A 23,572-nucleotide genomic window follows, 5' to 3' on the forward strand; every position below is an offset into this window, starting at 1 on the left:
GCACATGGTCAGCTAACCATGCTTCCCGGCATTCCGATCACGGAATACCGACTGGTCACGAACTCGTGTTGAACATTCCGGGAGCACCCCGGCGTCGACCAGGTCGGCGGCGATTCCGGATCACGGGCGGTACGGGTAGGCGCCGCCGTCGATGACGATGCGCTGGCCGGTGAGATAGCCGGCGGCGGGGGAGACGAGGAAGGCGACGACGTCGGCTACCTCTTCGGGGCGGCAGACATGGCCGAAGGGGGAGGTGGCGTCGAGGTCGGCGGCGTGGCGGTGGATGCCGCCGGACAGGGCTGCGGTGAGGCGGTCGCCCATGTCGGAGGCGACCAGGCCGGGGGCGACGATGTTGACGTGGATTCCGTTGGGGGATTCCTCTTTTGCGAGGGTGTGGGCGAGGGCTTCCAGGGCGGCCTTGGCCATGTTGTAGGGGGCGCCGGCCGCGCCGAGGGTGTGGGCGGCCACGCTGCTGATCATGATGATGTCGCCGCGTTCACAGGTGCGCATGCCGGGTAGCACGAGCTTGCTGAGGTGGTGCGGGCCGATGGCCTGAATGCGCAGGAGTCGCTCGACCTCCGCCGGATCGGTGTCCGAGACCGGGCGGCCACGGCTGGCGATGCCGCCATTGTGGACGAGGATGCTGATCGGGCCGAGCTCACTGATCACGCGGTCGACCATGGCGGTCACGGCCACCGGATCGTCGACCGGGGCGTGCACGGCGAGGGCGGTGGCCCCCAGGGAATGCAGTTCGGCCACAGTGTCTTTCGCTGATTGCTCGTGGCGCACCCAGTTGACCGCGACCGCGGCGCCGCGGGCGGCCAGCGCATGACTGATGGCTCGCCCGATACCGCGCCCGCCGCCGGTCACGAGCGCGACGCGTCCCGCCAATTCGCCTGCTGCTGTATTCACCAGGTCAACATATGACACCCGCCACGATTGCGGTCGACAGTGTCGGCCATTACAGTCCGACCGTTGGGTACGCTGGCCGATCGCGAGCCGCTCGTCCCCGGTCAGCCCACCGCGTCGATCTGGGCCTGACCGCCACCGACGCGGTCCTGCAGCCTGGCCACCGCCTGCGCATCGACGTCTTCGCGTTCAACTTCCCGCGCGGCCTGCCGCTGCGCCCGCTGTTGAACGAGAGCGAGCTGCTGCCCCGGCACATCGACCTCGACCCGAACGCGCCCAGCTGGGTGAACGTCCCTCTCGGCGGAAATATCGGCTGGCAGGGAGAGAAAGAGGCCCTGTCGTCAGCGTGGACGACAGGGCCTCTGCTGTCCGGGTTCAGGATTCGAGCGCGCCGACCACGTCGGCCGCGGCCATGACATCGTCGAAGGTGTCGCGGGCCAGCAGATCGGCGTAGAAACCATTGCGCTCCACCAGTTCCCGGTGCGTGCCGCGTTCCACGACGCGGCCATGATCGAGCACCACGATCTGATCGGCGTCCCGGATCGTGGACAGCCGGTGCGCGATCGTGATGGTGGTGCGATTCGCGGACAGCGCGTCGATCGCCGCCTGCACTTCGCGCTCGGTCCTGGTGTCCAGTGCACTGGTCGCCTCGTCGAGCACCATGATGGGCGGATCGCGCAGGATGGCCCGCGCCACCGCCAGCCGCTGCTTCTCCCCGCCGGAGAACCGGTAGCCGCGCTCGCCGACCAGGGTGTCGTACCCGTCGGGCAGGCTCATGATGTGGTCGTGGATCTGCGCGGCCCGGGCCGCGGCATGCAATTCCTCCTCTGTCGCATCGGGTTTCGCGAAACGTAGGTTGTCGGCGACCGAGGAGTGGAACAGGTAGGTCTCCTGCGACACCACGCCCACCGCCGCGGACAGGTCGGCGAAGGACAGCTCCCGCACATCCACGCCGTCGACGGTGATCCGTCCGGATGTCACGTCGTACAGGCGCGCCACCAGATACCCGAGAGTCGTCTTCCCGGAGCCGGTTTCGCCGACGATCGCCAGACTCGACCCGGCGGGGACCTCGATATCGATGTCGCTCAGCACGTTCCGATCCGCGTCGTAGGCGAACCCCACGCGCTCGAACTGCACCGCGCCCGTCACCTGCTCGGGCAGGGGTGTGGGCTGCTCGGGTTCCTCGATGTCCGGTCGCAGATCCAGGTATTCGAAGATCCGCCCGAACAGCGCCAGCGAGCTCTGGATATCGACGCCGGTCGACAGCAGCATGACGGTCGGCCGCAGCAGGCCGCTCTGCAGCGTGGTGAATGCGACCAGTGTGCCGATCGACACCAGGGGATGCCCCTGGGCCACGGTCATGCCCGCCGCCCAGTAGATGACCGCCGGCATGGCCGCCATCACGATCGAGATGGTCGACTGCCGCCACCGCCCGGCCATGCTGGAGCGGATCTCCAGATCCACCAGCCCCCGCGATTCCCGGGTGAAATCCTCGACCAGCGCGGGTGAGCGACCCATGGTGCGCGACAACAGGATTCCGCTCACCGACAGCGATTCCTCCACGATCGCCGACATGCCCGCCAGCTTGCGCTGCTTCTCCGCGGTGATGCGCCGGCGCTCGGAGCCGACCCGGCGGCTGATCCACACGAACAGCGGCAGCATGACCAGCGAGACCAGCGTGAGTCGCCAGTCCAGCGCGAACATGGCGATGACCGCCGCGACGACGGAGGTGAAGTTGGAGACCAGCGAGGTGATGGTCGATGTGACCGTGGATTGCATGCCGCCGATGTCATTGGCGATTCGCGACTGCACCTCGCCGGTGCGGGTGGTGGTGAAGAAGGACAGCGGCATGGACTGCAGCCGTGCGTAGACCGCCGACCGCAGATCGTGCATGACGTCCTGGCCGACCGCGGTCGAGATATAGGTCTGGAAGACGCCGAACACGCTGTTCAGCGCGGCGACCGCGATCATGCCCACGGCCAGCAGGGTCAGCAGTCCGGTGCGACCGTGCGGCAGGGCGTTGTCGATGATGCCGCGCAGCAGGAACGGGGAAGCCAGACCGGCCAGCGAGGCCAAACCCACCAGGGCCGCGACCAGGGCCAAGCGCCCGCGATACGGATGAAAGAGCCGGACGATCCGGCGAAGTTCCGGTTGTGAAGCCATCAGCGCCTCCTTTCGCGGGGAGTCACGCGCTATAACTGAGTTTGACTCATAATTGTTCCAGGGACAATGAGTTATGCTCTGAATCATGTCGAGCAGCCCTGTGGACGAGCCGCGCGCGACGGGCGAGAGGCATGTCGTTCCCGATGATGACCTCGCCGAACTCTTCCTGCGCACGACCAAACGGCTGCGCCGCACGCAGTCGGCGCGGCTGTCCCCGCTCGGCCTCACCCCGGCCCAGGCCCGCGCGCTGCGCATCATCGGCCGCGCCGACGAGTACGGCGACGAACCGCTGCGCATGTCCGCCCTCGCCGATCTCCTCGGCATCGTGCCCCGCTCGGCCACGACGGTGGTCGACGCGCTGGTCGCCGCCGGACTGGTTGCCCGCGAGCCGGATCCGGCCAACCGCCGCGCGACCCTGGTGACCCCGACCGCGGCGGGCCGCCGGGTACTGGCTCGGATGTCGGACGCTCGCCGCGACGCCGCCGAAGAGATCTTCGCCGCCCTCTCGCCCGGCCAGCGCCGCACCCTGCGCGAGCTCCTCGCCACATTGGCGGCCGACGACTGCGCGTCGCCGGTGACCCGGCGAACCGGCCCGGAGTAGCAGCCGAAGGTCCGGTCGGTCTCACGGATGGGGGCGGGGCTGTCGTGGGCCTCGAGTACGGTCGGGAGGGCGTTGTGCCGATCCGATCTCCACCTCGACCCGGTAAGGAGCCGATATGCCGCGGGAGCTGGCCGAGCTGCCCTTCGCGCGTTTCCTGGAACCCCAGGAGACGCTGCTCGATGAGGGCGCTTACGACTGTGCCCATTTCGACGGCCTCTCGCTCGACGACCCGCAGCTGCGCGGCGTCACCTTCACCGAATGCGCCATCTCGGCCACCACGGTGACCGGTGGCTTCTTCCGGTACTCGCGGTTCAACGATGTCTGGCTGGGCAGCACCCGCTGGATTCGGACCGATTTGTCCGAAACCAATTGGATGGATGTGGAATTCGTGCTCGCGGCCATGTCGGGGGTGGAGGCGTTCGGGTCGGCGCTGCGACGCGTGAGCTTCCACAACTGCAAGTTCGATTCGGTGAATCTGCGTGGCGCGGTGCTCACCGATGTCTCGTTCGTGGATTGCGTCCTGCGGGACGTGGATATCAGCGAGGCGAAGCTGACCTCGGTGACATTCCCCGGCTCGGAGATCTCCGGGCTGTCACTGCGCAATGCCAAGTTGAACAAGGTCGACCTGCGTGAGGCCCGGTCGATCGGCATCTCCAGTGGGGTCGAGTCGCTGTCGGGTGCGCTGGTCACCAATACGCAGCTGCTCGAGCTGGCCCCGGTCTTCGCCCACGCCTTCGGAATCGTGGTCAAGGATCTCTAGCTGGAAGCGGCCAAGGATCCCCGAGTTAGTAGCGCTAGTGAACTGACTCGGGTTACGCTCCTCACATGACGGAGTGGCGGCCCACGGCGTGCATCCTGTGCGAATGCAATTGCGGCATCCAGGTGCTGCTCGGGCCGGACGGCCGGTCCTTCGAGAAGATCCGCGGCGACAAGCTGCATCCGGCGTCGGAGGGCTACACCTGCAACAAGGCCCTGCAGCTGGACCGCTACCAGAACGGGCACACCGGCCGGCTGACCTCGCCGCTGCGTCGGCGCGCGGACGGCAGCTTCGAGGAAATTGATTGGGAGACCGCGATTTCCGAGGTGTCGGCCAAACTGCTGGAGGTCGGGCACCACTTCGGCGGCGAGTCGATCTTCTATTACGGCGGCGGCGGGCAGGGCAATCACCTGGGCGGCGCGTACGCCCCGGCGACCATGGCCGCGTTCGGCATGAAGTACCGGTCCAGCGCGCTGGCGCAGGAGAAGACCGGTGACTTCTGGGTGGGCGCGCGGATAACCGGCCACCCGCTGCGCGCGGATGTCGAGCATGCCGAGGTGGCGTTCTTCATCGGCAAGAATCCGTATCAGTCGCACGGGTTTCCGCGGGCGCGCACGGTGCTGAAGGAGATCGCCAAGGACCCGGCGCGGTCGATGATCGTGCTCGACCCGGTGCGCACCGAAACCGCCGAGCTGGCGGACTTCCACCTGCAGCTGCGGCCGGGCACCGACGTGTACCTGCTGACGGCCATGGCCGCGATCCTGGTGCGCGACAATCTGATCGACGAGGAATGGCTGGCCGAGCACACCAGCGGCCTGGATGCGGTGCTCCCGGTGCTGCGGGCGGTGCCGATCGAAAAATATTGCGCCATCGCCGATGTCGACCTGGACCTGGTGACCGCCGCGACGCGCCGGCTGGCCCGCGCGAACTCGGTCGCCGCGCTCGAGGACCTGGGTGTGCAGATGAACCGGTACTCGACCGTCGTCAGCTATGTCGAGAAGCTGGTCTGGCTGCTCACCGGCAATGTCGGAAAGCCGGGCACCCAATACGCTTTCACCGGCCTGACCAATCTCGGCCACGACCGCGGACATCCGGCGGGGGAGGGCCCCAAGAGCCCGGTGGCCGGCGCGCAGATCGTGAGTGGTCTGGTGCCGTGCAATGTGATCAGCGAGGAGATCCTCACCGATCACCCGGCGCGCTACCGGGCCATGTTCATCGAGAGCGCGAATCCGGCTCACTCCCTGGCGGATTCGGCCCGCATGCGCGAGGCGCTGAAGGCGCTGGAACTGGTGGTCGTCATCGACGTCGCCATGACCGAGACCGCGCGCCTGGCCGACTATGTGCTGCCCGCGCCCACCCAGTTCGAGAAGTACGAGGCCACGTTCTTCAACTTCGACTTCCCGCGCAATATCTTCCACCTGCGGCACCCGGTGCTGCCCGCGCCCGAGGGCGTGCTGCCCGAGCCCGAGATCCACGCCCGTCTGGTCGAGGCCGCGGGCATGCTGAGCGAGGCGGACTACGCGCCGCTGCGGGCCGCGCTCGCACAGGGGCGGGAGGCGTTCGCCATGACGTTCCTGGGGATCCTCGGCGATCCGGCGCGGTCGAAACTCGCTCCCGTGCTGCTGTATCGGACGCTGGGGGAGATGCTGCCCGGCGGTGCGGCCTCGGCAGCCCTGCTGTGGGCGGCGGCCTACAACATGGTGCGCAAGTTCCCGGCCAGCGTCGAACGTGCCGGGTACGGAACGGGTCTGGCGGCGGGAGAGCGGCTGTTCGAGGCGATCCTGACGGGCGAGCACGGCATCGTGATCTCCGAGGACGATTACGCCGAGACCTGGAACCGGGTGCGCGACAAGGTGATCCGGCTGGAGATTCCGGAGCTGCTGGAGGTGATCGCCACCCTGCCCGTGCCGACGGAGGACGACAGCGCGGACTGGCCGTTCATCCTCTCGGCCGGGGAGCGCCGGGCCTTCACGGCCAACACCATCTTCCGCGACCCGGCCTGGCGCAAGCGTGATGCGGCGGGCACCCTGCGAATCAGCACCGGCGATGCCGAGCGGCTCGGGCTCACCGCGGGCGACCTGGTCCAGGTGACGACCCGCCGCGGCACCGCGCAGGTTCCGGTCGAGCCCACCGACCGCATGCGCCCGGGCCACCTGTCGCTGCCCAACGGTTTCGGCCTCTCGGTCGCGGCCCCGGACGGCACCTCGGTCACCACCGGCACCGCCCCGAACGAGCTGACCTCCTTCGACGACCGCGACGAATGGGTCGGCACGCCCTGGCACAAGTACGTCCCCGCCCGCCTGGATACCGTGACCACATGAAACGAACGAGTTTCGCGGACTGGCCGTGCACCGTCGCCCGCACCGTCGACCTGCTGGGCGACTGGTGGACGCCGCTCATCCTCCGTGAAGCTTTCTACGGCGCCAAGCGTTTCGATGATTTCGAATCCACCCTCGGCCTCAGCCGCAATATCCTCACCAAGCGTTTGAACCGATTGGTGGAAACGGGACTGTTGACCAAGGTTCCGTATCAGGAGCGGCCGGTTCGCCACGAATACCTGCTGACCGATCAGGGGCGCGATTTCTTTCCTGTCATCGCGGCCATGATGGCCTGGGGGGATCGGTACCTGGCTCCGGAATCCGGGGAACCGGTGGTTCTGCACCACACTGCGTGCGACCACGACACGCACGCCGAGGTGGTGTGCTCGCACTGCCGGGAGCCGTTGCGGCACGAGGATATTTCCGCTCGGCTGGGGCCGGGGTTTCCGGCTCGCCTTCGGAATACGGCCTCGGTGACCGGTCGTTTTGGTGAGGATGGTTGAAAATCCTTGTATCAGAATGAAATTCGTGGGTAATGGGTAATTGGGTCGCGGTGTTCGTCTGCTGTGGGTCGAGTCCGGTCGTTGGATCGTCGTGGGTGGAATCCGAACCGGTTGTCGGCTGGGGTGGGGTGGGCCTTAGGCTGCAGGGACTATGGCCCTGAACGCGACTCTCTACAACGTGAATGTGCAGTTGGCTGACGTGGATCGGGGGGTCTACGAGGAGTTGGAGTTGCGGGTTGCGCGGCATCCCTCCGAGACCGGCGAGTACATGTTGACTCGGATCCTGGGCTACTGCTCGGAGTATGAGGAGGGCATCGCGTTCAGTGACGGTGGAGTCTCTTCCACCGACGAGCCACCGGTCCTCATCCGCGACCTCACCGGTCGCCTCACCGCCTGGATCGACGTCGGCGCCCCGGACGCCGACCGTATTCACCGCGCCAGCAAGCTGGCCGACCGCGTAGCCATCTACACCCACCGCGACCCCGCCAAGGTCCTCGCCCAACTGACCGGCAAACGCATCCACCAGGCCGACCAGATCCCCCTCTACTCTTTCGCCCGCCCCTTCGTGGACGCCGCCACCGCCCTCCTCGACCGTCGCAACACCCTCACCCTCTCGATCACCGACCGCCACCTCTACCTGGACCTGAACGGCATCTCCCTCTCGACCCCCATCGAAGAACACTCCCTCACCTGACCCCTGCGGACCGACCTCCGAAGAGCCGAGCGGCCCGAATTCCGCCCGCGCCCCACGAGCGGTGCGGATTCGATCCACTACAGCCGGACGGTGCGGACGTCCGGCTTCCCTGCGCACGCCGGCAGGGCACGAGCAACCGGGCTTCAGGTGACCCGAGCACCCAACCTCGGGCAAACTGGCAACCACGATGTCTCGAACCCACCCCCGCCTAGCGATCGCAGCCCTGGCCGCCATAGCCCTGGCCGCCGCCGGCTGCGCCCAGAAGCACCCGGAGCCTCGGGTGGAACAGCCCACGTACACCGGCCCGGCCAATCAGCTCATCACCGTCACCGCCGATTCCCCCACCGCCACCACAGCCACCCTCACCGCCTGGGATCGCGACGGCACACAATGGGTTCGAGCGATAGGCCCCCTGCACGCCGACGTAGGCGCGCAAGGCATCGGCCCCACCAGCGAATCGGCCACCCGTTCCCCGGCCGGAATCTGGACGCTGACAGAAGCTTTCGGCATCTCTCCCAGCAACGGCACCAGACTCCCGTATCGCCGAGTGACACCATCGGACTGGTGGGTCTCCGACACCAGGTCGCCCTTCTATAACACCCACTACTCCTGCGCTCCCGGCACCTGCCCGTTCGATGAATCCGCCGGTGAGGACCTGGGTACGGCCGGTCCCGCCTACGACCACGCTGTAGTCATCGACTACAACCGCTCCCCGGTCGTCCCCGGCGCGGGTTCGGCTTACTTCCTCCATGTCGGAGACGGCACCCCGACCGCGGGCTGCGTAGCCCTTCCAGGCGCGGATCTGGACCGCGTGATGCGCTGGCTCGACCCCGCCCAGGGCCCGGTCATCGATATCGAGGTCCGGGATCGCCCGGCGAACTCCTGAACCGGCGAAAACCTCTGTGCAGGTTCTCACAATGTCGCAAATGCGACCGAAGTGGCTTTGACGTGCGCAAATGCCGACGCCCGGCGGTGTCATTCGGTATTTACCCCGCCTGACCGGTAGCAATCAGAGTGATGTGCATCAGCTATTGACCCGCATACCTGGGATAGCTGGATGTTTCGTTCAACTAAGGTTCGGGTATTCGACCTTGTCGAACGCGATCACCGCAGTTCGGTGATTGTCCGCTGGACGTGTTCGGGGCGTCCTTCGGACGAAAGGATATGGATGATGGGCGCGAGCCTGATGATCGTGGGGGACGACTACCGGGTCCGCAGCGCCCTGCGGGCGGCGATGGAAGGGGAGGGCTACGAGGTCGCCGAGGCAGGCGCGGCCGAGGTGGCCCTGGAGCGGCTGCGCAATCACGGCGCGCCGGATGTGATGATCGTGGACCTGCTGGTGGGCGAGATGGACGCCTTCACCTGTATTCGCGAGGTGCGGCGCGCGCACCAGGTGCCGATCATGGTGGTCAGCGCCAGCGCGGACACCCATGATGTGGTCGCGGCGCTGGAGGCGGGGGCCGATGATTTCGTGACCAAGCCGTTCGAGCTCAAGGAGATCAGCGCGCGCATGCGGGCGCTGAGGCGGCGGCCGCACCTGGGCGGGCTGCCCGAGGATCCGGCGGCCGAGCCACCGGTGGAGATCGTTCTGGACGCCGATGATGCTGCGCCGCTGGTGCTTTCGCCCGATGGTGGCGTTGTGCGCCGGGGCGAGGAGCAAATTCCGTTGACCATCACCGAGTTTCGCCTGCTGTGCGAACTCGCCGCCAATCCCGGCCGGGTGCTCAGTCGCACCCTGCTGCTCGAACGAGCCTGGGACGAAGGCTTCTTCGGTGACGAGCGGCTGGTCGACGTCCATGTCCGCCGGCTGCGCACGAAGATCGAGGCGGACTCGTCGGAGCCGCGCATCGTGGTGACCGTGCGCGGCCTCGGCTATCGCCTCGATATGCCGCGATGAGCGTATTCGCGGGTGTGCGAGGCTCGCGGAGTCATGGGATCGTCATGAGATCGCAATGAGTTCGCATGGAAGACCTCAAAACTTCGCCGTCAGGCTGAAGTGGTCATGCAGATCCCAATCAGCAAATTTGACGCGATATCCCAGCAAACCATCCAGCTCCGGGAGCCCGTGCTCGGCGACGGCGCACGAATGTGGCGTATTGCGGAGGACTCCCGGGTCCTCGACACCAACTCCAGCTATGCCTATCTACTGTGGTGCCGGGATTTCCCGGATACCTCGATCGTCGCTGAAATAGACGGCGAGATAGCCGGATTCGTCATCGGCTACACCAGGCCCGCGTGGCCGCGCATCCTGTTCGTCTGGCAGGTGGCGGTCGATCAACCTCACCGTGGGCACGGCCTGGGCGTGGACATGCTCGACGCGCTGCTGGAAAGTGCCGGGGCGCGCGGAGTCACGCAGCTCGAGACCACCATCGCCCCCGACAATCCGGCCTCGGTCGCCATGTTCGCCTCGCTGGCCCGCCGCCGTGGCGCGGCCCTGACCCGCACCACATTGTTCACGGCGGATCAGTTTCCCGGCGGGCATCAGCCCGAGGACCTCTACCGCATCGCACCGGTCACCACTCAGGAGGAATGGCGATGACTAGCCCCGATATGACGGTTTTCGCGGATCTCGAGTCGAATGTGCGCGGCTACTGCCGCTCCTGGCCGACGGTCTTCGATACCGCGTCAGGAGCCTGGCTCCGCGACGAATCCGGCCGGGAGTACCTGGATTTCTTCGCCGGAGCGGGCGCACTCAATTACGGCCACAACAACCCCCTGCTGAAGCAGTCGCTGCTCGAGTACATCGCGGGCGACGGCCTCACCCACGGGCTCGACATGTCCACCGTCGCCAAGCGTGATCTGCTGCAGTCGCTGCGCGACCGGATCCTGAAGCCGCGCGGCCTGGACTACAAGGTGCAGTTCCCCGGACCCACCGGTGCGAACGCGGTGGAGGCCGCGCTCAAGCTGGCCCGCAAGGTGACCGGCCGTACGGAGATCCTCAACTTCACCAACGCTTTTCACGGTATGACGCTGGGCGCGCTGTCGGTCACCGGCAATGCCGCCAAGCGGGCGGGTGCGGGTGTGCCGCTGCAGCACGCCACCTCGATGCCCTTCGACGGGTATCTGTCCGGCGGGGAGGATGATTCGTTCGAATGGATGGAGCGCGTCCTCGACGATGCCTCCTCCGGTCTGGACAGCCCGGCCGCCGTGATCGTCGAAACCGTCCAGGGTGAGGGCGGAGTCAATCTCGCGAGTGTGCCGTGGCTGCGCAAGCTGGCCGAATTGTGTTCCGCCCGTGAGATTCTGCTGATCGTCGACGACGTGCAGATGGGCTGCGGCCGCACCGGACCGTTCTTCTCCTTCGAAATGGCCGGTATCACACCGGATATCGTCACGCTGTCCAAGTCCATCGGCGGCTACGGCCTGCCGATGGCGCTGGTGCTGTTCAAGCCGGAACTGGACCTGTGGAAGCCGGGCGAGCACAACGGCACCTTCCGTGGAAACAACCCGGCCTTCGTCACCGCCCGTGCGGCGCTGGAGCATTACTGGGCCGACGACGCCCTGGAGACCGCCACCCGGGCCAAGGGCGAGCGCATCGACCGTGCGCTGACAGGCATGTCCGCGGCCTTCGATGGTATCGGCGCGCGTGGGCGCGGTCTGGTGCACGGCCTGGTCTTCGACGACGCCTCGCAGGCGGAGAAGGTGTGTGCCGCCGCCTTCCAGCGCGGGCTGCTGGTGGAAACCTCCGGTCCAGACGATGAGGTGGTGAAACTGCTTCCGCCGCTGACCATTACCGACTACGAGCTCGATCACGGCCTGGAGCTGCTGGCCGCCTCACTGGATACCGTCTGCGGCGGGCGGGGGCGCTGACATGATCGTGCGCACCACGGCCGAGATCACCGGCACCGATCGGGATGTCGCGGGCCCGGGCTGGCGCAGCAAGCGCATCGTGCTCGGCGGCGACCGGGTCGGGTTCTCGTTCCACGAGACCACCATCGACGCCGAGACCGTCCACGAGTTCCATTACCGGCACCACATCGAGGCCGTCTGGCTGGTCGAGGGCGAGGGCACCCTGGTCGATCTCGATCACGGCACCACCTACGAGCTGGGCCCCGGCTCGATGTACCTGCTGAACGGCCACGAACGGCACCGCCTCCTCGCCCGTACCCGGATGCGCATGCTCTGCGTGTTCAATCCGCCGGTGACCGGGCAGGAGGTGCACGACGAGAACGGTGTGTACCCGCTCGTCGCCGCCGACTAGGAGCTTCGAATGACTGTGTCCGACAACGGAAGAATCGATCGCTATCGCACCCGCACGGTGGTGGGCACCCCGCCGATCGAGCGTGACGACCCGACGGTGTGGGGTGAGATCGGCAGCCATGCCCTCGCCGATTTCGACGACAACGGCTACGCCGTCGTCGACAGCCTGCTCGATCCGTACGAGGTCGGTGAGGTGGCGGCCGAAATCCAGCGGCTGACCGGCGATCCCGACCTCGTGCTGGACGAGCGCGTGATCATCGAGCGCGAGTCGCACCGGGTGCGCTCCCTGTTCGAGGTGCACCGGCTCAGTGCCATGATCGCGGATCTGGTGCGTGAGGACCGGATTGCGGGTCTGGCGCGCGAGATTCTCGGCTCCGAGGTCTATCTGCATCAGACCCGGGTGAACTACATGCCCGGCTTCACCGGCGCCGGCTTCTACTGGCACTCCGACTTCGAGACCTGGCACGCCGAGGACGGTATGCCGACGCCGCGCGCGGTGAGCCTGTCCATCGCGCTGTCCGACAACTACCCGTTCAACGGCAGCCTCATGGTCATGCCGGGCTCGCATCGCACCTTCGTCCCCTGTCAGGGGGAGACGCCGGCCGATCATCATCGGGTTTCCCTGCGCGGTCAGGAGATCGGCGTCCCGTCACAGGCGGCCATCACGGATCTGGCTGGGAAGCACGGCATTACGCAGTTCACCGGGCGGGCGGGATCGGCGCTGCTGTTCGACTCCAATCTCATGCACGGGTCGGCGGGCAATATCACGCCGTTCCCGCGCTCGAATCTGTTCCTGGTGTTCAACAGTGTCGAGAACACGCTGCTCGATCCCTATGCCGCGCCGCACCCGCGGCCGGAGTACCTCGCGAGCCGGGACTTCACGCCCCTGGTGTGATCGGGGGTCCGGTTCGTATGCCGATGTCGTTCCATATGGTTGCGATCACATTATTCGCGGATATCCAGCCTGAGCTGGCGATATGTGCGAGCTGACCACGCTCGATGGAACGACAATGGTTCATCGTGATTGCGGAACGTTGCATAATACCTCTATGGTTTGACGTGAGTCGAACATCGGGCACGCGCCGGGCGACCGGCGCGTGCCCGGTCGATTCGGCTGCGTCCGAGGGATTTCCGCGCTCGTCGAATCCCGTGACCACTGAGGGAACCCTTGCTGCTGGACAAGATTCGCTGGACCGTAATCGTTCCCCTGCTCGCGGTGGTGATGCTCGCCGCGGTGTGGGGCCGGGAATTGTCGCTGCTGGCCGACATCCCGATATTCGCTCTCCTGCTGGCGGCGGTACTGGCCGCGGTGCATCACGCCGAGGTTGTCGCGCATCGCGTCGGCGAGCCGTTCGGCGCGCTGGTGCTGGCCATCGCGGTGACCGTCATCGAGGTCGGACTCATTCTGACGCTGATGGTTTCGGCCGGGGACAAGGCCGCGCCGCTGGCCCGCGACACCGTGTTCGCAGCGGTCATGATCACCTGCAATGGCATCTTCGGGATGGCGTTGCTGGTGGGGGCGTTGCGGCGGCGGGTCGCGGTCTTCAATGCGGAGGGCACGGGTGCGGCGCTGGCCACGGTGGCGACCCTGGCCACGCTGAGCCTGGTGCTGCCGACCTTCACGACCAGTGAACCCGGGCCGCACTTCTCGCCCGCCCAGCTGGCCTTCGCTGCTGTCGCCTCACTGGTGCTCTACGGCTGCTTCATCGCCATGCAGACCGTGCGGCACAAAGAGGACTTCCTCCCGGTGGAACCGGGGACCGACGACGAGGACGAGCACGCGGAGCGGCCGAGTGCGCGGCGCGCGTGGACCAGCGGCGGGCTGCTGATCGCCGCCCTGGTCGGCGTGGTCGGTCTGGCGAAGGCGGTGTCTCCGGCCATCGAATCCGGTGTCGACGCAGCGGGTCTGCCGCGTTCCGCGGTCGGCGTGGTGATCGCGCTGCTGGTCCTGTTGCCCGAGGCACTGGCCGCGCTGCGTGCCGCGCGAGGCGGACGGGTGCAGGTGAGTCTGAACCTGGCGCTGGGCTCGGCCATGGCCAGCATCGGCCTCACGATCCCGGCCATCGCGGTCGCCTCGATCTGGCTGGACACCCCGCTGCTGCTCGGCCTGGGCGCGACCGAAATGGTGCTGCTGGCAATAACAGTGGTCGTCGGCATGCTCACCGTGGTGCCCGGCCGCGCCACCCTGTTGCAGGGTACGGTCCACCTCTCGCTCTTCGCGGCGTTCGGCTTTCTCGCGGTCGCGCCGTAGGAAACGCCTACTCCGCCGGCCCTTCGCCGACCTTGCGCCGGAACCGCCGGCTCCGGCGCTCCTCGCTGTCCGCCGCCTGCTCACCCTCGGGCGCTCGCCGCCGCACGGCCCGCCGCTCCCGCTCCACGGCCTCCTCCAGCAACTGCAACATGGGCACCTCGGCAAGGGCGTCCCTCGTTGCAGCACGATCGACATCGCTGCGCGTGATCAGCCCGGCCGCGATCAACCCCTCCACCGGATTCACCCCGTAGGCGCGCGCCAGCTCGATCACCGTATCCGCCACCGGCGGATCCGACTCCTCCAAATGCCGCTTGATCCTGGGCCCATTGCTGTCCAGCTTCTCCGCAATGGCCCGGGTACTGGCCCCCCGGGTCACCGCCCGCTTCCAAGCATCGAACGCTTGCCTCATCGCATCACCCTCGGCTCGATCGGCCCGCATGCCAAACCCCGAGCCTATCGAACTCGGTCGATTACGTTCAATCGCGCAACACTGGCGTTTCACCCAAGATCACGACCGCCGGCTGTCCGATAGTCCTGCCGGGGGAGTGGCGGGTGGCACCGTGGGGTGACGCGGGTGAGTGTTCGGGGTTTCTACCTTCGGCGGTGTGAAGACAACGATTCGCGTTGGGGCGGCGGTGGGGCTCGCGGTGGTCGTGTCGTCGATGCTCGTCGGGTGCCGGTCGGATTCGAGCTCGGGGATCGAGTGGGCCGCGTGCCAGGGCCCGGGTGCCGACTCGCGGCAGGAGTGCGCGACGGTGTCCGTGCCGCTCGACTATGGGCATCCGGAGGGGGAGCGGGTTTCCCTTGCGGTGTCGCGGATTCGGAGTGCGCATCCGGAGCATCGACGTGGGGTACTGCTGCTCGTGCCGGGCGGGCCGGGTAGCGGCGGGCTGAACCTACCTTCCACGGCGGGGCGGACGCTGCCGGAGTCGGTGCGGGACGAGTACGACCTGATCGGCTTCGATCCGCGCGGGCTCGGAGCGAGCGCCGCGGCGAATTGCCATATCGCGCGGCAGGATCTTGCGACGGAGCGGCTGCGCCCGTGGCCGGACGCCGACGGGGGGATCGCGGAGAATGTGGCGGTCGAGCAGCGGGTTGCCGAGGCGTGCGTGCGGGATGGGGGTGCGCTGGTGCGGTCGATCGGGACCCGGACCGAGGCCCGGGACATCGACCGGATCCGGGAAGCGCTGGGGGAACAGCGGATCGCGGCGTGGGGAACGTCGTATGGGACGTATGCGCTGGCGGTGTACGCCACGCTGTTCGGGGATCGTACGGATCGGATCCTGCTGGACAGCAGTGATGATCCGGATCCCGATCGGGTCGAGCGGAACTGGCTGGCGAATTACGCGGTCGGGGTCGAAGATCGGTTTCCGGACTTCGCGCGGTGGGCGGCGGCCGAGGGAAACCCGGATCGGGTCGCGCAGACGCCCGAGGCGGTGCGGGACGAGTTCCTCATGCTGGCAGCGCGATTGGATCGTGCGCCCTTGTCGTGGCCAGGTTCTGAAACCTCGGTACTGAGCGGCAACGGATTACGGCAGATCCTGCTCGACGGACTGTACAGGGATCAGCGGTTTCCCTATGTCGCCCAGGTGATCAATGCCGCGCAGCGGTCGGACGCGCTGCCTGCCGCGCGGCTCTCCCCGCCGGAGCCGGCGGCCCAGGCGTCGACCGCGGTCATGGTGGCGACCCTGTGCAATGACGTGGCCTGGCCGACGTCGGCGGACGACTATGCGACCGCCGTCGCCGCGGATCGAGCCCGATACCCGCTCACCGCGGGCATGTCGCGCGGCTTCTCCCCGTGCGCGTTCTGGCCGTATCCGGTCGCGCCGCGCACGGTCGTGACCGCGTCCGGACCGTCGAATATCCTGCTGCTGCAGAATCTCCGCGATCCGGCGACCCCGTACAGCGGCGCGCTGCGCTTGCGGCAGGCGTTCGGTGACCGCGCCCGGATGGTGGCGGTCGACGGCGGCGGGCACGGCGTGTATCCCTCGCCGGTCGCCTGCGCGAACGATGCCGTCGAGCGTTTCCTGCGCGACGGCACGCGTCCGGATCAGGACCTCACCTGCCGATGAGGTCGCGTCGAATCAGCTTGCGGCGGGGACGGTTCGGTGCCCGCGACGGCCGTAGAGCTCGCGGGCGGCGGCCGGCGTGACTGTTTCGAGCCGGGCCGGGGGCTCCGCCTTCAGGTGCTGTTCGAGGATCTGCCCCGCCATCGGCGCGATGATCGGGGCGGCCATGATCAGACCCGCCCTGTCCGGTGTGCCGCCGCCAGGGAGTGACGATGGCGAAGTCCGGATCCGGACCCGCGGCGCAACATCGACGCGATCAATACGGCGACTCGCCGATGCGCGCGTGCGGAACTCGGGCAGGCGGGCCTACTATGCCCGCATGACGGTCGGCACTGACCTGCCCAAACCCGATGCCCTCTTCGATCTCGACGTCTGGCTACATCGTTGGCCGGCCAGTGTGTACGCCACCGAGTTGCATTACGGCGTACTGGTTTTCACCGGCTGTGACCAGTTCGATGAACGCGACGTGGAGATCGCTCGGCGGACATATCCGGGGCGGCGCATCCTCATCGACGACACCGGCAAGCTCCAGGTGCATCCGGCGGGGGAGGGCCCGCCGATCTCGATCTTCGATCCCGCTCACCCGTTGCGGGCGGCGCTGTAGTCATCCGCTGCGGCCGGCGTTCAGCTCGTCACTCCGACCGGACTCGCTGAGGGCTGCCACGCGGCCCTCTCCCGTCCGGAACGTGACCCTTGCCACAGTCGGTACAGGCGCGTACCGTGCTGATGGTACGCGGATGTACCAGGCTGGGAGATGGCGCATGACCACAGTGACACTGCCCGACGGACCAACCACGCCGGCCTTCGTGCAGGGCATCGAGATCCTGGCCGGCCGCACCCGGGCCTGGCGTCGCCTACATCAGCGCTATGGATCGGCGTTCATGGTCGCGATGCCCCGCTTCGGGCCCACGCTGGTGCTGTCGGAACCGGCCGAGGTCAAGGCGCTGTTCACCACGCACACCGATCTGGTGGACAATATCGACGCCAACCTCGGCCAATTCCTCGGCCCCGGTTCGCTTTTCGCGCTGCGCGGGGAGGAGCACCGCAAGGAGCGAAAGCTGCTCACCCCGCCGTTCCACGGGCGGCGGCTGTCGGTCTACGAATCGCTCATCGAGGAGGAGGCCGTCCGGGAGATGGCCGGCTGGCCTTCGGGGCGCGAGTTCGCGACCATGGACTCGATGATGCGGATCACCCTGAACGTGATCCTGCGCGCCGTCTTCGGCGCGGAGGGCGCGGAATTCGACCAGCTGCGGGCGTTGCTCCCGAAACTGGTGCTGGTCGGGTCGGCGCTGGCGGCACTTCCGGTGCCGCGCAGGCTGTTCGGGCGCTTCGGGCCGTGGGCGCGGTTCGCCGCCTACCGCACGCGGTACGACGAGATCGTCGGACGGCTCATCCGGCGCGCGGCCGCCGATCCGGAGCTGAGCGAGCGTGACGACGTGCTGGCCATGCTGCTGCAAGCCCGCTACGACGACGGTTCGGCCATGACACACAGCGAGATCGCCGACGAACTGCTCACCCTGCTCACCGCCGGGCACGAGACCACCGCCACCTCGCTGGCCTGGACCGTCGAGCGGCTGCGGCGGCATCCGGACATCCTGCGCCGCCTGGTCGAGGAGAACGACGCGGGCGGGTCCGCGCTGCGCGAGGCGACACTGCTGGAGACCCAGCGGGTACGGCCGGTCATCGACGCCACCGCGCGCAAGGTGCGGACGGACTCGCTACAACTGGGCCGGTGGACGCTGGCGCGCGGGCAGCACGTGATGGTGAGCATCCGGCTCATGCACGACAATCCGGAATTGTTCACCAACCCACGGGATTTCGATCCGGATCGGTTCGTCGGCGCCCGGCCGGGGACCTTCAGCTGGATTCCGTTCGGCGGCGGCGCGCGCCGGTGTATCGGTGCGGCCTTCGCCACCATGGAAATGAACGTGGTGCTGCGGGTGCTGTTGCGGGACTTCACACTGGAGACCACCGACGCGCCCGACGAGCGCGCGCACTTCCGCGGTGTCGCACTGGTTCCGGCGAAGAAGGGGCGGGCCGTCGTGTATCGGCGGGCACCACGGCCGCCGGTGGCCGAGGCCGCCGAAACCGGTGTGGAGTGTGGCGCTGAGGTGACCGCATGAGCGAGCGGGTGGCCGAGGTCGGGCGGGGGATCACCCTCACCTACGAGCGGGAGGGATCGGGCGTGCCGCTGCCGCTGATCGCCGGGCTCGGGCAGCAGAAACACGAATGGCACGACGGGCTGATCGCGCAGCTGGTGGTGCGCGGATACGACGTGGTGCGGTTCGACAATCCCGCCGCACTCTGGCCGACTTTCGCCGACCTCATCGACTCGCACATCCGCACCGCCGAATCCAGGAGTTCCGATGCCCCGAACCTCTAGGCCGCTGTCCGGCCACCCGGTCATGATCACCGGTGCGGCCTCCGGAATCGGGCGGGGACTGGCCCAATTGCTGTCTCGCCGTGGGTCACCGGTGGCCATCGCGGATATCGACACCGAGGGACTGAAGCAGACGGCGGCATCCCTCAGCGGGCCGGTGCTGACCCGCGTGCTGGATGTGCGCGACGCGGCCGATCAGCTGGCCTTCGCCGACGAGGTGCGCGAGTGGCTGCCCGCGCCCTTGGCCGCGGTGTTCAACAATGCCGGGGTGGCGGTGTCCTCCTCGGTGCTCGACAGCGTGCCCGCGGACGACGAATGGTTGCGGCAGATCAACTTCGACGGGGTGGTGAACGGGACGCGCGCGTTCCTGCCCATCCTGGTCGAGCAGGGCAGCGGTGCCATCGTCAATACCTCCAGCGTGTACGGGCTGGCGGGGATGCCCTATCAGAGTGCTTACTGCGCAGCGAAATTCGCGGTGCGCGGGTTCACCGACGCACTGCGGCAGGAACTTCGGGGCACGGGCGTCTCGGCGGTGACCGTGCATCCCGGCGGCATCCGGACCAATATCGCCCGCAACGGCCGGGTGCGCAAGGATCCCGAGGGCAGGGGCCGTACTCACGAGCAGATGGCCGCCGAATTCGAGGCCATGACCATGACCACGCCGGAGCAGGCGGCCGAAATCATCTGCCGCGGAGTCGAACGCGGCAAGGCGCGCATTCTCGTCGGACCCGACGCCTACCTGTTCGACACGCTGGCACGGGTGACCCCGACGCACTATTTCGACGTGCTGTCGGTCGTGATGGGCCTGGTGCGCGCCCGGGCCGCGAAGGGAGCGAAGCAATGACCGAACACGTGGACGTGCTGATCGTCGGGGCCGGACTGTCGGGCATCGGGGCGGCACATCATCTCCAGGACGCGTTCCCGGGACGCAGCTACGCCATTCTCGAGGCGCGCGAGGCCATGGGCGGGACCTGGGATCTGTTCCGGTATCCCGGGGTACGGTCGGACTCGGATATGCACACCCTGGGGTATCGGTTCCGGCCGTGGGTGGCGACGGAGGCCATCGCGGACGGGCCCGCCATTCTCGGCTACATTCGCCAGACGGCCGCCGACGCGGGGATCGATCGGCGAATTCGCTACGGGCACCGGGTGACCGGGGCCTCCTGGTCGTCGGAGGAGGCGCGCTGGACCGTCGGGTTCGAACACGACGGGATGACCTCGACCATCACCTGCGACTTCCTCTACCTGTGCAGTGGCTACTACCGCTACGACGAGGGCTACACCCCCGAGTTCGCCGGAATCGACGACTTCCGCGGGCAGATCGTGCACCCGCAGCACTGGCCCGCCGAACTCGATTACGCCGGAAAGCGTGTCGTGGTGATCGGCAGCGGGGCGACCGCGGTCACGCTGGTGCCGGCCATGGCCGAGAACGCGGGGCACGTGACCATGCTGCAGCGGTCGCCGACCTACATCATGTCCGCGCCCAGCGTGGACGCCATCGCCACCAAGCTGCGCGGATGGTTCGGGACGCGGCGGGCCTACGCCATCACCCGGTGGAAGAACGTCGCCGTCGGCACGCTGATCTATCAGCTCAGCCAGCGGCGGCCGCAAATGATGCGCAAGTTCTTCCGGGACCTGACCATCAAGCAGCTGCCCGAGGGTTACGACGTCGACACGCATTTCAACCCGGCCTACAACCCGTGGGATCAGCGGCTGTGCCTGGTCCCGGACGGGGATCTGTTCCGCGCCATCCGCGACGGGCGGGCCTCGGTGGTGACCGATCGCATCGAGCGGTTCACCGCGGACGGGGTGAAGCTGGAATCCGGGGAGGAGCTGCCTGCCGACATCGTGGTGACCGCCACCGGGCTGGACCTGCTCGCCCTCGGCGGCATCGGGCTCACCGTCGACGGGCGCGAGATCCAGCCGCCGGACACCATGGCCTACAAGGGCATGATGCTCAGCGGCGTGCCCAACTTCGCCTTCACCATCGGCTACACCAACGCGTCCTGGACGCTCAAGGCCGACCTGGTCGCGGAGTTCGTGTGCCGGTTGTTGCGGCACATGGACATTCACGGGTACGCCCAGGCCACGCCGTGGCCGGATCCGGCGGTGACCACCACGCCGCTGATGGATTTCCAGGCCGGTTACGTGCTGCGGTCCATGGACCGCTTCCCCAAGGCCGGATCGCGGGCGCCGTGGCGGCTGGGCATGAACTACGCCCAGGATGTGATCACCCTGCGGCACGGGCGAATCGAGGACGGCACCATCCGCTTCGGCCGCCGCCCGGCTCACACCGCCGCCGCGGCCGAACGCGGTCCCGAACAGGTCACCGCCTGACCGGGTGTCAGTGACACCGCCGCCTGACCGGGCACGAGCGATACCGCCGCGAACACACCGACACGCCGCGATGCTCACCGAGATCGGAGAAACTACGCTGATGCTCGTGACCCGCGTCGACACCGCCGACAGCGCCGAACCCGCCACCGACTCCGGGTTCCGGCGGCGACTGCTGGATGCCATGGCCGACGCGGTCCGCGAGCGCGGCTACCGGGATACCACCGTGGCCGATGTGGTCCGCCTCGCGCGGACCTCCCGGCGGACCTTCTACGAGCACTTCGTCGACAAGCAGGACTGCTTCGTGGCCATGCTCACCGAACGCAACAACGACACCGTCCAGCAGATCTACGCGGCCGTGGACGCGACCGCGCCCTGGGATACCCAGATCCATCAGGCGATCGAGGCATGGATCGGGGCCTCGCGCGACGACACCTGCATCACCCTGGCCTGGATCCGCGACACCCCGGCGCTCGGGGAGCGGGCGCGGCAACTGCACCGGGACGCCGCGGAATCGTTCATCACGCTGATCCAGGACCTCACCGCCACAGCGGGATTCCAGGCGGCCGGACTGCATCCGCCGACGCGGCAGATGGCGACGATTCTCTACGGCGGGTTCCGGGAGCTCATCGCCTCCACCGTGGAGGACGGGCGCGACATCACCGAAATCATCGATGTGGCAGTCGAAACCGCGCTCGCGCTGGTCGGGCCGCGGTATCAGGGATAGCCGTCGGTCTCTCCCGGGGCGGGCCCGTCAGTCTCCCTTGGGGCGGGCACGGAAGTGGGCCCGCTCGCCCTGTTTGCCGAAGAGACTGAGGAATTCGACCGGTTCGTCGTCGGCCGCGCCGAACCAGTGCGGTTCCCGGGTATCGAATTCGGCGGCCTCGCCCGGGTGCAGGATCAGGTCGTGCGCACCGAGGATCATCCGGAGCCGGCCGTTGAGGACATAGAGCCACTCGTAGCCCTCGTGGGTCTGCGGATTGGGTTCGGTGCGACCGGATTTCGGGCCCAGCACGATCTTGAAGGCCTGGATGCCGCCGACGCGGCGGGTCAGCGGCAGCATCTGCATGCCGCCCCGGTTGATCGGGCGCATGTGCACGCGCGGGTCGCCGGTGAGCGGGGCGTTCACCAGTTCGTCGAGGGTGACGTTGTGGGCGCGGGCCAGGGGGAGCAGTTGCTCCAGGGTGGGGCGTCGCGCCCCGGACTCCAACCGGGACAGCGTGCTCACCGAGATGCCCGTCTCGGCGGACAGCTCGGCCAGTGTGGTCTCGCGCTGTTTGCGCAGCTCACGCAGCCTCGGTCCGACCCCTTCCAGGGCTCTGTCGATATCCTCGGTCATGACTTCAGTTTGCCATATCGGCAAAGAGGGTTGCCAGGATCGCGATATGGCCAGCATGGTCCTGGGCAGGAGGTGGTCATCAATGACCGATCAGCTGAACAGCAGCTATGACGTGGTGGTGGTCGGCGGCGGCGCGGCCGGACTGAACGGGGCGCTCATGCTCGCCCGAGCGCGGCGCTCGGTGGTCGTGATCGACGCGGGCAGCCCGCGCAATGCGCCTGCGGACGGGGTGCACGGATTGTTCGCCCGCGAAGGCGTGCCGCCGGCAGAACTGCTGGCGCGGGGGCGCGAAGAGGTGTGCGGCTATGGCGGACAGGTGATTCCGGGCGAGGTGACCGGAATCGTCAGGGACGGTGAGGAATTCGTCGTCACCCTGGCCGACGGGCAGTCTGTGCGTGCCCGCCGGCTGCTGGTGACCTCCGGCCTGGTCGACGAACTCCCCGATATCCCGGGCCTGCGCGAGCGCTGGGGCCACGATGTCATCCACTGCCCGTACTGCCACGGCTGGGAGGTCCGGGACCGCCCGATCGGCGTCCTCGGCCTGGGCCCCATGGGAATTCACCTCGCCCTCCTCTTCCGCCAGTGGAGCGACGACGTCGTCTACTTCGCCCACACCAACACCCCTCCCACCGAGGAGGAGTCGGAACAGCTGGCGGCCAGAGGAATTCGCGTCGTCACCGGTGAGGTCGCCGCCGTGCAGATCGCGGCCGACCGAATCTCCGGTGTCCGCCTGGCCGACGGCATCATCGTCCCCCGCGAGGTCCTGGCCGCCCCCACCCGCATGGTCGCCCGCACCGCCTTCCTTGCCGATCTCGGCCTGACACCCAGCTCGCACCCCAGCGGCGCAGGCGAATACATCCCCGCCGACCCCACCGGCCGCACCGAAATCCCCGGCGTCTGGGCCGCAGGCAACGTCACCGACATCTCCGCCCAGGTGGGGAACTCCGCCGCCGCCGGTGCCATGGCGGGTGCCCACATCAACGCCGACCTGGTAACCGAGGAAACCCGTCTGGCAGTGGAAGCTCACCGCGCCCTGGCCACCGCCTGACCATCC

At 67.8% G+C, this 23,572-nt stretch carries 25 protein-coding genes and 1 pseudogene; 21 read left to right on the forward strand and 5 right to left on the reverse strand.

All coding sequences use genetic code 11. The features are described 5' to 3' along the window. Positions 1–120: 120 nt before the first annotated feature. Positions 121–912, reverse strand: a complete 792-nt coding sequence (locus ACIRRA_RS34320; protein ID WP_357000398.1) for an SDR family oxidoreductase — start codon at positions 910–912, stop codon at positions 121–123. 69 nt (positions 913–981) lie between these two features. On the opposite strand from ACIRRA_RS34320, the pseudogene ACIRRA_RS34325 reads away from it, so the two are divergent. After that, positions 982–1,223: pseudogene (locus tag ACIRRA_RS34325) on the forward strand (CocE/NonD family hydrolase C-terminal non-catalytic domain-containing protein); the annotation flags it as partial. 61 nt (positions 1,224–1,284) lie between these two features. Here the strand turns inward: ACIRRA_RS34325 and ACIRRA_RS34330 are convergent. Beyond that, the gene (locus tag ACIRRA_RS34330) at positions 1,285–3,072 is read right to left on the reverse strand and encodes an ABC transporter ATP-binding protein (RefSeq protein ID WP_402776862.1); all 1,788 of its coding nucleotides are present in this window, start codon (positions 3,070–3,072) and stop codon (positions 1,285–1,287) included. 85 nt (positions 3,073–3,157) lie between these two features. Between ACIRRA_RS34330 and ACIRRA_RS34335 the strand changes: the two genes are divergently transcribed. The 12 genes from ACIRRA_RS34335 to ACIRRA_RS34390 all read left to right on the forward strand — a co-directional run bounded on the left by ACIRRA_RS34335 (position 3,158) and on the right by ACIRRA_RS34390 (position 14,396). After that, on the forward strand, positions 3,158–3,673 hold the full coding sequence (locus ACIRRA_RS34335; RefSeq protein WP_402776864.1) for a MarR family winged helix-turn-helix transcriptional regulator: 516 nt from the start codon (positions 3,158–3,160) through the stop codon (positions 3,671–3,673). Positions 3,674–3,788: 115 nt separating this feature from the next. Continuing rightward, positions 3,789–4,433, forward strand: a complete 645-nt coding sequence (locus ACIRRA_RS34340; protein ID WP_402776866.1) for a pentapeptide repeat-containing protein — start codon at positions 3,789–3,791, stop codon at positions 4,431–4,433. A gap of 65 nt (positions 4,434–4,498) precedes the next feature. Then, positions 4,499–6,751 carry a molybdopterin-dependent oxidoreductase gene (locus ACIRRA_RS34345; RefSeq protein WP_402776868.1) on the forward strand — a complete coding sequence of 751 codons (2,253 nt, stop codon included), beginning with the start codon at positions 4,499–4,501 and terminating at the stop codon, positions 6,749–6,751. After that, the gene (locus tag ACIRRA_RS34350; RefSeq protein WP_402776870.1) at positions 6,748–7,251 is read left to right on the forward strand and encodes a winged helix-turn-helix transcriptional regulator; all 504 of its coding nucleotides are present in this window, start codon (positions 6,748–6,750) and stop codon (positions 7,249–7,251) included. Before ACIRRA_RS34345 ends, ACIRRA_RS34350 begins: the two co-directional genes overlap by 4 nt. Positions 7,252–7,402: 151 nt before the next feature. Next, positions 7,403–7,945, forward strand: coding sequence for a YaeQ family protein (locus ACIRRA_RS34355; RefSeq protein ID WP_402776872.1), 543 nt, complete (start codon positions 7,403–7,405; stop codon positions 7,943–7,945). 187 nt (positions 7,946–8,132) lie between these two features. Beyond that, a complete protein-coding gene (locus tag ACIRRA_RS34360) occupies positions 8,133–8,831 on the forward strand; it encodes a L,D-transpeptidase (protein WP_402776874.1) in 699 nt (232 codons plus the stop codon). A 285-nt stretch (positions 8,832–9,116) separates the two neighbouring features. Then, on the forward strand, positions 9,117–9,842 hold the full coding sequence (locus tag ACIRRA_RS34365; protein ID WP_402776992.1) for a response regulator transcription factor: 726 nt from the start codon (positions 9,117–9,119) through the stop codon (positions 9,840–9,842). A 105-nt stretch (positions 9,843–9,947) separates the two neighbouring features. Then, positions 9,948–10,484, forward strand: coding sequence for a diaminobutyrate acetyltransferase (ectA, locus tag ACIRRA_RS34370; RefSeq protein ID WP_402776876.1), 537 nt, complete (start codon positions 9,948–9,950; stop codon positions 10,482–10,484). Beyond that, a complete protein-coding gene (gene ectB, locus ACIRRA_RS34375; RefSeq protein WP_402776878.1) occupies positions 10,481–11,755 on the forward strand; it encodes a diaminobutyrate--2-oxoglutarate transaminase in 1,275 nt (424 codons plus the stop codon). The genes ectA and ectB overlap by 4 nt, the downstream gene beginning before the upstream one ends. A gap of 1 nt (position 11,756) precedes the next feature. After that, positions 11,757–12,146: an ectoine synthase gene (locus ACIRRA_RS34380; RefSeq protein ID WP_402776880.1), complete on the forward strand. Its 390-nt coding sequence runs from the start codon at positions 11,757–11,759 to the stop codon at positions 12,144–12,146. Positions 12,147–12,155: 9 nt separating this feature from the next. Further along, positions 12,156–13,040, forward strand: coding sequence for an ectoine hydroxylase (thpD, locus tag ACIRRA_RS34385; RefSeq protein WP_402776882.1), 885 nt, complete (start codon positions 12,156–12,158; stop codon positions 13,038–13,040). A gap of 276 nt (positions 13,041–13,316) precedes the next feature. Continuing rightward, entirely contained in the window at positions 13,317–14,396 is a 1,080-nt protein-coding gene (locus ACIRRA_RS34390; RefSeq protein ID WP_402776994.1) for a calcium:proton antiporter, read from the forward strand. 7 nt (positions 14,397–14,403) lie between these two features. Here ACIRRA_RS34390 and ACIRRA_RS34395 read toward each other — a convergent pair whose 3' ends face one another. Continuing rightward, the gene (locus tag ACIRRA_RS34395; RefSeq protein WP_402776884.1) at positions 14,404–14,805 is read right to left on the reverse strand and encodes a hypothetical protein; all 402 of its coding nucleotides are present in this window, start codon (positions 14,803–14,805) and stop codon (positions 14,404–14,406) included. Positions 14,806–15,001: 196 nt separating this feature from the next. On the opposite strand from ACIRRA_RS34395, the gene ACIRRA_RS34400 reads away from it, so the two are divergent. Then, the gene (locus ACIRRA_RS34400; RefSeq protein WP_402776886.1) at positions 15,002–16,468 is read left to right on the forward strand and encodes an alpha/beta hydrolase; all 1,467 of its coding nucleotides are present in this window, start codon (positions 15,002–15,004) and stop codon (positions 16,466–16,468) included. A 12-nt stretch (positions 16,469–16,480) separates the two neighbouring features. On the opposite strand, the gene ACIRRA_RS34405 is transcribed toward ACIRRA_RS34400, so the two are convergent. Beyond that, entirely contained in the window at positions 16,481–16,609 is a 129-nt protein-coding gene (locus ACIRRA_RS34405) for a hypothetical protein (protein ID WP_402776888.1), read from the reverse strand. Between the two features lie 175 nt (positions 16,610–16,784). Here ACIRRA_RS34405 and ACIRRA_RS34410 point away from each other — a divergent pair, with 175 nt between their 5' ends. From ACIRRA_RS34410 to ACIRRA_RS34435, 6 genes are all read left to right on the forward strand, one after another. Further along, positions 16,785–17,069: a hypothetical protein gene (locus ACIRRA_RS34410; RefSeq protein ID WP_040863528.1), complete on the forward strand. Its 285-nt coding sequence runs from the start codon at positions 16,785–16,787 to the stop codon at positions 17,067–17,069. A gap of 157 nt (positions 17,070–17,226) precedes the next feature. After that, complete coding sequence (locus ACIRRA_RS34415) at positions 17,227–18,588, forward strand: cytochrome P450 (protein WP_402776890.1); 1,362 nt, start codon at positions 17,227–17,229, stop codon at positions 18,586–18,588. Beyond that, positions 18,585–18,848, forward strand: a complete 264-nt coding sequence (locus ACIRRA_RS34420) for a hypothetical protein (protein ID WP_402776892.1) — start codon at positions 18,585–18,587, stop codon at positions 18,846–18,848. Before ACIRRA_RS34415 ends, ACIRRA_RS34420 begins: the two co-directional genes overlap by 4 nt. Beyond that, a complete protein-coding gene (locus ACIRRA_RS34425) occupies positions 18,832–19,689 on the forward strand; it encodes an SDR family NAD(P)-dependent oxidoreductase (RefSeq protein ID WP_402776894.1) in 858 nt (285 codons plus the stop codon). Before ACIRRA_RS34420 ends, ACIRRA_RS34425 begins: the two co-directional genes overlap by 17 nt. After that, positions 19,686–21,182, forward strand: coding sequence for a flavin-containing monooxygenase (locus ACIRRA_RS34430; protein WP_402776896.1), 1,497 nt, complete (start codon positions 19,686–19,688; stop codon positions 21,180–21,182). The genes ACIRRA_RS34425 and ACIRRA_RS34430 overlap by 4 nt, the downstream gene beginning before the upstream one ends. 100 nt (positions 21,183–21,282) lie before the next feature. Then, entirely contained in the window at positions 21,283–21,906 is a 624-nt protein-coding gene (locus tag ACIRRA_RS34435; protein ID WP_402776898.1) for a TetR/AcrR family transcriptional regulator, read from the forward strand. Positions 21,907–21,933: 27 nt separating this feature from the next. Here the strand turns inward: ACIRRA_RS34435 and ACIRRA_RS34440 are convergent, their stop codons facing one another. Then, on the reverse strand, positions 21,934–22,518 hold the full coding sequence (locus ACIRRA_RS34440) for a helix-turn-helix domain-containing protein (protein ID WP_402776900.1): 585 nt from the start codon (positions 22,516–22,518) through the stop codon (positions 21,934–21,936). 82 nt (positions 22,519–22,600) lie between these two features. Here ACIRRA_RS34440 and ACIRRA_RS34445 point away from each other — a divergent pair, with 82 nt between their 5' ends. Further along, positions 22,601–23,566, forward strand: a complete 966-nt coding sequence (locus ACIRRA_RS34445) for an NAD(P)/FAD-dependent oxidoreductase (RefSeq protein ID WP_402776902.1) — start codon at positions 22,601–22,603, stop codon at positions 23,564–23,566. Positions 23,567–23,572: the final 6 nt, after the last annotated feature.

Source organism: Nocardia sp. NPDC101769, from assembly GCF_044766925.1.
GTDB lineage: Bacteria > Actinomycetota > Actinomycetes > Mycobacteriales > Mycobacteriaceae > Nocardia.